This is a genomic window from Pantoea sp. NSTU24 (assembly GCF_050157905.1).
GTDB lineage: Bacteria > Pseudomonadota > Gammaproteobacteria > Enterobacterales > Enterobacteriaceae > Pantoea.
In genome coordinates this window covers 2159281-2171496 of sequence record NZ_JBKIWZ010000001.1, presented here as the reverse complement: position 1 = coordinate 2171496, position 12216 = coordinate 2159281, and the positions used below count along the sequence as shown (strand labels likewise).

The window sequence follows — 12216 nt, the reverse complement described above, 5'->3', positions numbered from 1 at the left end:
AATAACTGCAGGAACAGACGCACAGCCATGCAGAGGCAGCATTAAACAGGTGCTCTATAGTAATCAGTTTGCACAGGGCGTGAAGAGGGGCAGGAAGATTTTTTTCTGTGGCGGGCAATAAGCTGAAAACGCCCTTCCCGCAGCGACGGGAAGGGCCAGTGTATTACGCAGGTTTCAGTAGAGCTTCTGCATGGCTGACGATGTTCTCTACCGTGAAGCCAAACTCCGCGAAGAGATCGCCTGCTGGCGCGGATTCGCCGAAGGTCGTCATACCGACGATCGCGCCCTCCAGACCGACATACTTGAACCAGTAATCGGCAATGCCCGCTTCGACCGCCACGCGCGCTTTCACGCCAGAAGGCAGAACGGATTCGCGGTATGCGGCATCCTGCGCATCAAACAGGTCAGTAGATGGCAGTGACACGACACGGACCTTGTGACCGCCCGAGGTGAGCTTCTCCGCCGCACCCAAGGTGATTTCAACCTCTGAACCGGTAGCGATCAGAATGACGTCTGGCATGCCCTCACAATCCTTCAGCACATAGCCACCGCGTTTGATGTTGTCGATCTGCTCCGGGGTACGTTCCGGCTGCAGCAGGTTCTGACGGGAGAGGATCAGCGCGGTCGGGCCATGGTGGCGTTCGATCGCTGCTTTCCATGCCACCGCGGTTTCCACCTGATCGCAGGGACGCCAGACGCTCATGTTCGGCGTCAGGCGCAGGCTGGCGATTTGCTCTACCGGCTGGTGCGTCGGGCCATCTTCGCCCAGGCCGATGGAGTCATGAGTGTAAACCAGAATCTGGCGGGCCTTCATCAAGGCCGCCATACGAGCGGCGTTACGCGCATATTCCACAAACATCAGGAAGGTTGCGGTGTAGGGAACAAAGCCGCCGTGATGCGCGATGCCGTTACCAATTGCCGTCATCCCGAATTCACGCACACCGTAGTGGATATAGTTACCGGCCGGGTCCTCTTTGATCGATTTTGAGCCTGACCAGATGGTGAGGTTACTCGGTGCAAGGTCAGCGGAACCGCCCAGAAATTCCGGCAGTAATTTACCGTAGGCTTCCAGTGAGTTCTGCGACGCTTTACGGCTGGCAATTTTTTGCGGGTTGGCCTGCAGTTCCTGGATGAAGCGGGTTGCTTCAGTTTCCCATGTGGAAGGCATTTCGCCATTCATGCGGCGTTCATACTCTTTCGCCAGCTCAGGATGGGCCGCTTTATAGGCCGCAAATTTCGCATCCCAGGCTTTTTCGCGCTCGGCGCCAGCGGCCTTGGCATCCCACTGCTGATAGATTTCAGCCGGAATCTCAAACGCCGGGTAGTTCCAGCCGAGCTGCTTACGGGTCAGGGCGACTTCGGCCTCACCCAGCGCCGCGCCATGTGACTCCTCTTTACCGGCCTTGTTTGGTGAACCGAAGCCGATAATGGTGCGGCAGATAATCAGCGACGGCTTATCGGTCACGCTCTGCGCTTCCTGGATTGCCGCACGGATAGCGTCGGCGTCATGACCATCGATGTCGCCAATTACATGCCAGTTGTAGGACTCGAAGCGTTTGCGGGTGTCGTCGGTAAACCAGCCTTCCGTTTCACCGTCGATAGAAATACCGTTGTGGTCGTAGAAGCCGATCAGCTTGCCCAGACCCAGGGTGCCAGCCAGTGAGCAGACCTCGTGTGAAATCCCCTCCATCAGACAGCCATCGCCCATAAACACGTAGGTGTGGTGGTCAACGATCTCATGATCCGGACGGTTAAACTGCGCCGCCAGGGTACGTTCAGCAATCGCTAAACCGACGGCGTTAGCCAATCCCTGGCCCAGCGGGCCGGTGGTGGTTTCCACGCCAGGGGTGTAGCCGATCTCCGGGTGGCCTGGCGTTTTGGAGTGCAGCTGACGGAAATTTTTCAGCTCTTCAATCGGCAGGTCGTAACCGCTCAGGTGCAGCAGGCTGTAGAGCAGCATTGAGCCGTGGCCGTTGGAGAGGATAAAACGGTCGCGATCGAGCCAGGCGGGATTGGTCGGGTTATGCTGAAGGAAGTCGCGCCATAACACTTCGGCGATGTCGGCCATGCCCATCGGAGCGCCGGGGTGGCCTGAGTTTGCTTTCTGTACCGCATCCATACTGAGTGCACGGATCGCGTTTGCCAGTTCTCTGCGTGAGGACATAAAGTTCTCCCTTATTAAGCATCAGGGCGGGAAAGTCCCGCCCGACTAAAATGAAGACTACAGGCGTGCGGCAAGCACATCTTCCAGCTTCTGCTGGTCAACGGCGAACTGACGGATGCCGTCAGAGAGTTTTTCCACCGCCATCGGATCCTGGTTATGTTCCCAGCGGAACTCTGCTTCGGAAAGCGGCGACGGCTGATGGAAGCCTTCCGTAGAAGGCGACAGTTTGCGCTCCAGCGGTGCATCGCTGTTCTGCAGCTCTTCCAGCAGGTTTGGCGAGATTGTCAGGCGGTCGCAGCCGGCCAGCGCCACAATCTGCTCCACTTTACGGAAGCTGGCGCCCATGATGATGGTGCTGTAACGGTGCTTTTTGTAGTAATCGTAGATACGACGCACGGATTTCACGCCCGGATCTTCATCCGCCACGTAGGGGTCCATCGGCTTACGTGAGTTATACCAGTCGTAGATACGGCCGACGAACGGGGAGATCAGGTAGACGCCCGCTTCAGCACAGGCACGCGCCTGGGCAAAGGAGAAGAGCAGCGTCAGGTTACACTGGATACCGTTCTTCTCCAGCTCTTCCGCCGCGCGGATGCCTTCCCAGGTGGAGGCCAGCTTAATCAGCACGCGGGAGCGATCAATGCCGTGCTCTTCATACATCCGAATCAGTTTTTCTGCTTTGGTCACACACATGCCACGATCGAAGGAGAGGCGCGCATCCACTTCGGTCGAAACACGGCCGGGTATGCTTTTCAGGATCTCCATACCGAGATTGATCGCCACTTTGTCGCTGGCGTTGATGATCTGCGTCTCTTTGCTGCCGCCCTGCTTTTTCGCGTACTCAATCGCATCGTCCATCAGGTGCTTATACCCTTCGAGACCGGACGCTTTCAGAATGAGTGACGGATTGGTGGTGGCATCTTCGGGGTGATACTGACGAATTGATTCGATATCACCACTATCAGCCACCACGGTGGTGAACTGTTTTAGGGCTTCTAGCTGGTTCATCTCTAAACTCCTTGAAAAGAAAAGTGACAGCGAACAGGGAGCACTTCAGGCCTCGCAGCCGGTCTGTGGCGGATTCTGCTACCGGTAACGTGAACCCATAACATTGCAACAGCGCGTTTCTGATGAAAATGCGGTTTCTCTGATTGTTGCGCGGCGAGGCGGTGCGAAGAAGCCGTCATGCGGTGTAAACCGTGGGGTGCGCCATATTCCATCCTTAAGCATAGCAGTCAGGACAAATGACGCAGGCAACACTGTAGCAATCCGTGCCCTGTTATTCGGGGGACGAAGCAGGGGAGAGCGGTAAGCGCAGCGCGGGGTCAGGCCCGCGCTGCGGCGGCAAAGGTGCTCAGAGGGGCAGGTTAAGCCAGTTTTTCACCGGCAGGAAATCGCGATAGAGGGCGGCTTCAGGCGAGCCTGCCTCAGGCTGATAATCATATTCCCAGCGCACCAGCGGCGGCATTGACATCAGGATTGACTCCGTACGGCCGCCGGTCTGCAGACCAAACAGCGTGCCGCGATCCCAGACCAGATTGAACTCGACATAGCGGCCACGGCGATAGAGCTGGAACTGGCGTTCGCGTTCGCCAAATGGGTGATCTTTGCGGCGCGCCACAATGGGTCGATAAGCATCGATAAAGCCACGGCCCACCGCCTGCATAAAGCTGAAGCTCTGCTCGAAGTCAGGCGTATTGAGATCGTCAAAGAACAGGCCGCCAATGCCACGCTGCTCATCCCGGTGCTTCAGGTAGAAATAGTCGTCACACCACTTTTTATAGCGCGGATAAACCTCCTCGCCAAAAGGCTGGCAGAGATCGGCGGCCGTCTGATGCCAGTGCAGCGCATCCTCTTCGAAGCCGTAAAATGGGGTCAGATCGAAGCCGCCGCCAAACCACCACACCGGATCGGCGCCCGGTTTCTCGGCGATGAAAAAGCGCACGTTGGCGTGGCTGGTGGGCACGTAGGGGTTGTTCGGGTGGATGACCAGCGACACGCCCATCGCTTCAAAGCTGCGACCGGCCAGTTCAGGACGGTGTGCTGTCGCCGAGGCCGGCATCTGATCGCCATGCACATGGGAAAAGTTTACGCCCGCCTGTTCAAACACGGCACCGTTGCGCAGGACGCGGCTCTGACCGCCACCACCACCGGGACGCTGCCAGCTATCCTCGGCAAACTGCGCACTGCCATCTTCAGCCGCCAGCTGGTTACAAATCTCATCCTGCAGGGCGAGCAGGAACGCTTTTACGCGGGAAATATCAGCCATCTTTTCGCTTATTGTCGGTTTAGTCTGAGCGGATTATACGCCAAACCGCGCCGCTTGCATGAGTGCGGCGCGAGGCAGGGCGCAAACCGGCCCGCCGCATCAGGCGTTGCGCCGGTCAAACTCATCAAAGTAGTTAACGATGCCGCTGGCAATCGCAGAGGCAATTTTCTGGCGGAATGCGGTGGTGCCGAGCAGCTGCTCTTCGCGCGGATTGGTAATAAAGGACGTTTCAACCAGCACCGACGGAATCGACGGCGATTTCAGCACTGCGAAGGCCGCCTGCTCCGTGTGCTGGCTGTGAAGGTGATGCACCGGACGGATCTGATCCAGCACATGCTTGCCCAGCGTCAGGCTGTTCCTGATGGTGTCGGTCTGCACCAGATCAAACAGAATCTGCTGCAGATAGTGATCCTGCTGCTGCGCTTTCACGCCGCCCACTTTGTCCGCGTCATTCTCGCGCTGGGAGAGATAACGTGCCATCGAGCTGCTGGCTCCGCGATTGGAGAGCGCAAACACGGAGGCGCCGCTGGCCTCGGGACTGGTAAAACCGTCAGCGTGGATAGACATAAACAGATGCGCGCCGTGCTGATGGGCGATCTCCACCCGCTGATAGAGCGGAATAAAGTGGTCGCTGTCGCGGGTCAGACGCACTTCGATACGCGGGTGGTTCTGAAGCTGGCGCTTCACGTTGCCGGCAATTTCCAGCACGATGTGTTTCTCTTCCGAGCCCTCTTCGCCAACGGCACCCGAATCGATGCCGCCATGGCCGGGATCGATCATCACGATGCGTTTACCCTTTTCAGGCGGGGAAGCCGGGCGCGGATGACGCGGGTGCTCTGTAAGAGCTGACGGCTCCCGGGCCTGAACTGCGCGCGGCGATAAAACGGCCAGAGCCAGTCCGGAAAGCAGTAACTGACGACGGTGAATCAAACGTTTAAGCAGATGCATGTGCGGGTCCGGTAACAAAAATCCTGCCGGTGTTATAGCCTAAGGCTCCGCTGCCTGCGATCACAGAACCATTTCAGGGCATTACTTTGTATTGCAGGCCGCAAACAGAAAATTTGCGCTTTTTTATTTGCTGCCCGTCAGACCAGGGTTGCGTGCAGCAGAGAATGCGTGATAATCAGCAAATTGTGCTTATTTACAGGTAAAGAAGATGGAAATCCGCGCCTTCCGCCAGGAAGATTTTGAAGAAGTGATCACCTTGTGGGAACGTTGCGATTTGTTACGGCCATGGAACGATCCGGAGCTGGATATCGAACGCAAAATGCAGCACGACCCCGATCTCTTTCTGGTCGCGGAAGTGGGCGGGGTGGTCGTCGGCACGCTGATGGGCGGTTACGATGGTCACCGCGGTGCGGCGTACTATCTGGCCGTGCATCCCGACTATCAGGGGCGTGGCTTTGCCAATGCCCTGATGAACCGTCTGGAGAAGAAGCTGATTGCGCGCGGCTGTCCGAAGCTGCACCTGATGATTCGGGAAGAGAACGATCAGGTGGTGGCCTTCTATGAGAAGCTCGATTATGAACCGGTGGATGCGCTGCTGTTTGGCAAACGCCTGATCGAAGATCGTGAGTACTAAACCGTCACCGCGCTATCTGCCGGACGAATATGACGCCAGAGGGCAGCTGCGGCTGCCGTTTCTTTTCTGGCTGATTCTGTTGCTTCAGGCGCGGACATGGCTGCTGCTGGTGATGGCCGGCGCGTCGCGTCAGCAGGGCAACGATCTGCTGACGCTCTTCTATCCGGATCGTCAGGCATTCTGGATCGGCCTGGCGCTGGGCCTGCCGGCGCTGGCCGGGCTGCTGCTGACCGGCTACCGTCTGCGCCTGCCGCGATTCTGGCAGCACTGGCGCAGTGTGCTCCTGCTGTCGCTGCTGGTGAACCTGATCTGGCAGGCCATGCAGTTTGTTCAGGGCGACCTGCTGAATTCGCCGCTGCCCCTGATGCTGACGCTGTTCGACCTGCTGGCGCTGCTCTGGCTGCATTTCAGCCAGCGCTGCCGCGACTGCTTTCTGCCCGAACATCATCTTAATTAAACTTTTTGGCGCTTTGCGACTCCAATCAGTTCCGCCTTTCCGGCCTCGTAATAACAGGAGTTTTCATGAAAGCTGTTCGTTCCACGTTACTGCTCGCCGCTGTGGTGTTGAGCGGCTGCGCCAGTTCGGGTTCCGGCGCAGACAGCAGCCAGCAGGTAAGCTGGTGGAATCCGCTCAGTTATCACTGGTCCTCGGCGCTGCCGTGGAACTGGTTCGGTGGTTCATTAACCGTGACTGAACAGGGTGTGGGCGGCCTGACAGGCTCGACCGCCATGAAAGAGGATGCGATCAATGCCGGGCTGAACGGCGACTATACCCTGCGTCAGGGGATGCGCAGCCAGAATGGCCAGGTGGTCTCTTTCTGGCAGGCGCTCAGTGACGGCAAAGTGAAGCTGGTGATTGAGGGACAGTCGCAGGTCGAGCGGATTGAGGTGATGGACAGCGCGATTGTCAGCCACGACGGCAGTAAAGTGGGTGACGCTTTCAGCGATAAGTTCACAAAAGCCTTCAGTAACTGCACCCTGGCCAGCGGCGCTGATGCGCGTGACGTGGCCTGTCGTGCGCCCGGCAGTCTGCACCTGACCTATCTCTATCATGGTGACTGGCATGGACCAGAGGGACTGATGCCTTCTGACGATACGCTGAAAAACTGGAAAATCAGCAAAATTATCTGGCAGCGTTAAGTGCCCGCTCGGTCAGCGCGCCACCCGTGTGGTGGCCGCTGACGCATCCCCGATCCTGTTCCCCACACCGCCTGTCACCGCCATCGGCTTTTGCTGAATTCAGCATAAACTCTGCCGCCGTCTTATGCTTTTTTCGACTTTGAAATCATCAAACGATATATAAAACCGTTACTCGTTTTCGCTGAGTTATAAATAAACTGATGCTTCAGCGGGTGAGATCCGCATCAAACTTTTTCAGGGTGCCAAATGACATTACAAGCGATGAATAAAGTCGTGAGCGGTATCGCGTTGTCGCTGAGCCTGGCTGGCGCAGTCAACGCCACTGAACTCCTTAACAGCTCTTACGATGTATCGCGGGAGCTGTTTGTTGCCCTGAATGCCCCCTTCGTTAAACAGTGGGACGCCACGCATCCTGCTGATCCGCTGACCATCAAGATGTCACACGCCGGATCGTCGAAACAGGCGCTGGCGATTCTGCAGGGACTGCGCGCGGATGTGGTGACCTATAACCAGGTCACGGATGTGCAGGTGCTGCACGATAAAGGCAACCTGATCGCCGCAGACTGGAAGAGCCGTCTGCCGAACAACAGCTCGCCTTTCTACTCCACCATGGCGTTTCTGGTGCGCAAAGGCAATCCAAAACAGATTCACGACTGGTCCGATTTAACCCGTGGCGATGTGAAGCTGATTTTCCCCAACCCGAAAACCTCCGGCAATGGGCGCTATACCTATCTGGCCGCCTGGGGTGCAGCGGATAAAGCGGACGGGGGCGATCAGGCTAAGACCCGCGCCTTTATGGCGCAGTTCCTGAAAAACGTGGAAGTATTCGACACCGGCGGCCGCGGCGCGACCACAACCTTTGCCGAGCGCGGGCTGGGCGATGTGCTGATTAGCTTTGAGTCGGAAGTAAATAACATCCGCAACCAGTACGGCAAAGATGAGTATGACGTCATCGTACCGAAAACCGATATTCTGGCGGAGTTTCCGGTTGCCTGGGTGGACAAAAACGTGGCCCTCAACAAAACCACAGCGGCCGCCAGTGCCTATCTGAACTACCTTTACACGCCTGAAGCGCAGAACATCATCACCCGCTACTACTACCGCGTGAATAACCCTCAGCTGATGTCGGCGCAGAAAGATCGCTTCCCTCAGACAGAGCTGTTTCGGGTAGAAGAGGCGTTTGGCGGCTGGGACAAGGTGATGAAGACCCATTTCGACAGTGGTGGCGAGCTTGACCAACTCTTAGCGGCGGGGCGCGAATAATGTTTGCAGCCAGCCATAAACGTGTTCTGCCTGGTTTTGGCCTCAGCCTCGGCACCAGCCTGCTCTTTACCTGCCTGATTCTGCTGCTGCCAATCAGTGCAGTCATTATGCAGCTGTCACAGATGACGCTGCAGCAGTACTGGGATGTAGTGACCAACCCGCAGCTAGTGGCAGCCTATAAAGTGACGCTGCTGTCGGCTGGCGTCGCCTCTCTGTTTAATGCGGTGTTCGGCATGCTGATGGCGTGGATCCTGACCCGTTATCGCTTCCCGGGCCGCGCGCTGCTGGATGGCCTGATGGATCTGCCGTTTGCGCTGCCGACCGCCGTGGCGGGTCTGACGCTGGCCGGCCTCTTCTCCGTCAGCGGCTGGTACGGACAGTGGTTCGCCCATTTCGACATCAAAATCTCCTACACCTGGATCGGTATCGCCATTGCGATGGCTTTTACCAGCATTCCGTTTGTGGTGCGTACCGTTCAGCCCGTGCTGGAGGAGTTAGGCCCGGAGTATGAAGAGGCGGCCGAAACCCTGGGCGCGACGCCGTGGCAGAGCTTCCGCCGCGTCGTGCTGCCGGAAGTGGCGCCGGCGCTGCTGGCAGGCACGGCGCTCTCGTTTACCCGCAGCCTGGGGGAGTTTGGTGCGGTCATCTTTATTGCGGGCAACATTGCCTGGAAAACGGAAGTGACCTCGCTGATGATTTTTGTCCGGCTGCAGGAATTCGACTACCCGGCGGCCAGCGCTATCGCGTCGGTTATTCTGCTGGCCTCGCTGATTCTGTTGTTTGCGATTAACACATTACAGAGCCGCTTTGGCCGTCGTCTGGGAGGTCACTAATGGCTGAGGTTTCGCAACTCAATCACGCGGCGCGTCAGCCGGTAAACTGGAGCAAATGGCTGTTGATTGGCATCGGGGCGCTGGTCTCGATTCTGCTGCTGGTGGTGCCAATGATCTCCATCTTCTGGGAAGCGCTGAATCACGGGCTGATTGCGGCCCTGAGCAATCTCTCCGACCCGGACATGCTGCACGCGATCTGGCTGACGGTAATGGTGGCGCTGATCACCGTGCCGGTTAACCTGGTGTTCGGCACGCTGCTGGCCTGGCTGGTGACGCGCTTTACCTTCCCGGGACGCCAGCTGCTGCTGACTCTGTTCGATATTCCTTTTGCCGTGTCGCCGGTGGTGGCCGGTCTGATGTATCTGCTGTTCTGGGGCGTCAACGGCCCGGCGGGCGGCTGGCTGGATGCCCACAATATTCAGATTATGTTTGCCTGGCCGGGTATGGTGCTGGCGACGGTATTTGTGACCTGTCCGTTTGTGGTGCGCGAACTGGTGCCGGTGATGCTGAGTCAGGGCAGTCACGAAGATGAAGCAGCGGTGCTGCTGGGCGCATCCGGCTGGCAGATGTTCCGTCGTGTGACGCTGCCGAACATTCGCTGGGCGCTGCTGTATGGCATTGTGCTGACCAACGCCCGTGCGATTGGTGAATTTGGTGCGGTCTCGGTGGTTTCGGGATCGATACGCGGTGAGACCTATACTTTGCCGCTTCAGGTTGAATTACTGCATCAGGACTACAACACGGTAGGCGCCTTTACTGCGGCCGCGCTGCTGACCCTGATGGCTATTGTGACGTTGTTTCTGAAAAGCATTCTGCAGTGGCGCTTAGAGCAGCAGCACAAACGTCTGCAACAGGAGGGAAATCATGAGCATTGAGATTAACAAGATCAACAAATCCTTTGGTCGCACCTCGGTGCTGAACGATATCTCTCTGGATATTGCCTCGGGTGAAATGGTGGCGCTGCTTGGCCCATCAGGCTCGGGTAAAACCACGCTGCTGCGCATTATTGCCGGGCTGGAGCATCAGAACAGCGGCCAGATCCGCTTTCATGGTAATGATGTCAGCCGCCTGCATGCGCGCGATCGTCAGGTCGGATTTGTGTTCCAGCACTATGCGCTGTTCCGCCACATGACCGTTTTCGACAACATCGCATTTGGTCTGACCGTTCTGCCTCGTCGTGAACGCCCTTCTGCGGCGGAGATCAGGCAGCGTGTCACCCGTCTGCTGGAGATGGTGCAGCTGGGCCATCTGGCAAACCGTTTTCCGGCGCAGCTTTCGGGCGGCCAGAAACAGCGAGTGGCGCTGGCGCGTGCGTTAGCGGTGGAGCCGCAGATCCTGCTGCTGGATGAACCTTTCGGTGCGCTGGATGCGCAGGTGCGAAAAGAGCTGCGCCGCTGGCTGCGTGAGCTCCATGAAGAGCTGAAATTTACCAGCGTGTTCGTGACCCACGACCAGGAAGAGGCGATGGAAGTCGCCGATCGCGTGGTAGTGATGAGTCAGGGCAACATCGAACAGGTCGGTACGCCAGACGATGTGTGGCGTGAACCGGCGACACGCTTTGTGCTGGAGTTCCTGGGCGAAGTGAATCGCTTTGATGGCGAGATCCAGGGATCGCAGTTCCACGTCGGCGCGCACCACTGGCCGCTGGGCTACACCTCTGCCCATCAGGGTGCGGTTGAGCTGTTCCTGCGTCCGTGGGAGATCGACGTGTCGCGCCGCAGCAGCCTGGAAACGCCTCTGCCGGTTCAGGTGCTGGAAGTCAGTCCGCGCGGCCACTTCTGGCAGCTGGTGGTGCAGCCTGCAGGCTGGCAGAGCGAACCGTTCTCGCTGGTGTTTGAAGGCGAGCAGACGGCCCCGATTCGCGGTGAGCGTCTGTTTGTGGGATTACAGCAGGCGCGCCTCTATAAGGGCGATAAGCCGCTGCGCGCAGTTGCCTTTGCGCAGAGCGCCTGATATTTTCACCTCAACAGCGGGCGGGAGTCTCACTCCCGCCTTTTTTTCGCCCCGCGTTTGTAACAGGCCAGGAACCACACCGTGACGACTCTTGAGAACACCATCGGCAATACGCCGCTGATCAAATTGCAGCGCCTGACGCCCGCCAACGGCAGTGAGGTCTGGCTCAAGCTGGAGGGCAACAATCCGGCCGGTTCGGTGAAAGATCGCGCGGCCTGGTCGATGATTCATCAGGCAGAACGGCGCGGAGAAATTTCACCTGGCGATCGGCTGATCGAAGCCACCAGTGGCAACACCGGCATCGCGCTGGCGATGATCGCGGCCATGAAAGGCTACCGTCTGCGTCTGCTGATGCCGGACAACATGAGTCAGGAGCGGCAGGATGCAATGCGGGCCTATGGCGCGGAGCTGATTCTGGTGCCGCGGGAGCAGGGCATGGAAGGCGCTCGCGATCTGGCGCAGGCGATGGCCGCACGCGGTGAAGGCCGGGTGCTGGACCAGTTCAACAATCCTGATAACCCACTGGGCCACTATCAGACCACCGGCCCGGAGCTCTGGCAGCAGTCGAACCAGCGCATGACCCATTTTGTTTCCAGCATGGGCACCACCGGCACGATCACCGGCGTCGGACGCTACCTCAAAGAGCAGAACAGCAGCGTGCAGGTGATCGGTCTGCAGCCCAGTGAAGGCAGCAGCATTCCGGGCATTCGCCGCTGGCCGTTGGCTTATCTGCCGGGAATCTACCGACCCGATCTGGTGGATGATGTGCTGGACATGACGCAGAAAGAAGCGGAAGAGACGATGCGTGAGCTGGCACGGCGCGAAGGGATTTTCTGCGGCGTCAGTTCAGGTGGCGCGGTGGCAGGGGCGCTGCGTATTGCCCGGGCCAATCCGGGCAGCGTGGTGGTGGCGATCGCCTGCGATCGCGGCGATCGTTATCTTTCAACCGGGCTTTATCATCAGTAACCCCGACTGAGACGGCAACAGACCTGTGCGCGTTTACGGCCCACAG

General features: G+C 58.2%; 12 protein-coding genes. 8 read left to right on the top strand and 4 right to left on the bottom strand.

Annotated elements, in window-relative coordinates; genetic code table 11:
• Positions 1-163: 163 nt before the first annotated feature.
• From tkt to amiA, 4 genes are all read right to left on the bottom strand, one after another.
• On the bottom strand, positions 164-2164 hold the full coding sequence (tkt, locus tag ACLHDD_RS10275; protein WP_427104036.1) for a transketolase: 2001 nt from the start codon (positions 2162-2164) through the stop codon (positions 164-166).
• A gap of 57 nt (positions 2165-2221) precedes the next feature.
• Positions 2222-3172, bottom strand: coding sequence for a transaldolase (tal, locus tag ACLHDD_RS10270; protein WP_427104035.1), 951 nt, complete (start codon positions 3170-3172; stop codon positions 2222-2224).
• Between the two features lie 346 nt (positions 3173-3518).
• A complete protein-coding gene (gene hemF, locus ACLHDD_RS10265) occupies positions 3519-4433 on the bottom strand; it encodes an oxygen-dependent coproporphyrinogen oxidase (RefSeq protein ID WP_427104034.1) in 915 nt (304 codons plus the stop codon).
• Between the two features lie 99 nt (positions 4434-4532).
• Positions 4533-5381: an N-acetylmuramoyl-L-alanine amidase AmiA gene (gene amiA / locus ACLHDD_RS10260; RefSeq protein ID WP_427104033.1), complete on the bottom strand. Its 849-nt coding sequence runs from the start codon at positions 5379-5381 to the stop codon at positions 4533-4535.
• A 208-nt stretch (positions 5382-5589) separates the two neighbouring features.
• Between amiA and ACLHDD_RS10255 the strand changes: the two genes are divergently transcribed.
• The 8 genes from ACLHDD_RS10255 (at position 5590) to cysM (ending at position 12170) form a co-directional block, all read left to right on the top strand.
• A complete protein-coding gene (locus tag ACLHDD_RS10255) occupies positions 5590-6015 on the top strand; it encodes a GNAT family acetyltransferase (RefSeq protein ID WP_111139352.1) in 426 nt (141 codons plus the stop codon).
• Positions 6005-6472 carry a DUF2919 family protein gene (locus ACLHDD_RS10250; RefSeq protein ID WP_427104032.1) on the top strand — a complete coding sequence of 156 codons (468 nt, stop codon included), beginning with the start codon at positions 6005-6007 and terminating at the stop codon, positions 6470-6472. Before ACLHDD_RS10255 ends, ACLHDD_RS10250 begins: the two co-directional genes overlap by 11 nt.
• Positions 6473-6537: 65 nt before the next feature.
• Positions 6538-7155, top strand: coding sequence for an RpoE-regulated lipoprotein (locus ACLHDD_RS10245; protein ID WP_427104031.1), 618 nt, complete (start codon positions 6538-6540; stop codon positions 7153-7155).
• A gap of 246 nt (positions 7156-7401) precedes the next feature.
• On the top strand, positions 7402-8418 hold the full coding sequence (locus ACLHDD_RS10240) for a sulfate ABC transporter substrate-binding protein (RefSeq protein ID WP_427104030.1): 1017 nt from the start codon (positions 7402-7404) through the stop codon (positions 8416-8418).
• The gene (cysT, locus tag ACLHDD_RS10235) at positions 8418-9251 is read left to right on the top strand and encodes a sulfate/thiosulfate ABC transporter permease CysT (RefSeq protein ID WP_111139356.1); all 834 of its coding nucleotides are present in this window, start codon (positions 8418-8420) and stop codon (positions 9249-9251) included. The genes ACLHDD_RS10240 and cysT overlap by 1 nt, the downstream gene beginning before the upstream one ends.
• A complete protein-coding gene (gene cysW / locus ACLHDD_RS10230) occupies positions 9251-10126 on the top strand; it encodes a sulfate/thiosulfate ABC transporter permease CysW (RefSeq protein ID WP_111139357.1) in 876 nt (291 codons plus the stop codon). The genes cysT and cysW overlap by 1 nt, the downstream gene beginning before the upstream one ends.
• A complete protein-coding gene (cysA, locus tag ACLHDD_RS10225) occupies positions 10116-11204 on the top strand; it encodes a sulfate/thiosulfate ABC transporter ATP-binding protein CysA (protein ID WP_427104029.1) in 1089 nt (362 codons plus the stop codon). The genes cysW and cysA overlap by 11 nt, the downstream gene beginning before the upstream one ends.
• Before the next feature lie 81 nt (positions 11205-11285).
• The gene (gene cysM / locus ACLHDD_RS10220; RefSeq protein ID WP_427104028.1) at positions 11286-12170 is read left to right on the top strand and encodes a cysteine synthase CysM; all 885 of its coding nucleotides are present in this window, start codon (positions 11286-11288) and stop codon (positions 12168-12170) included.
• Positions 12171-12216 lie beyond the last annotated feature (46 nt).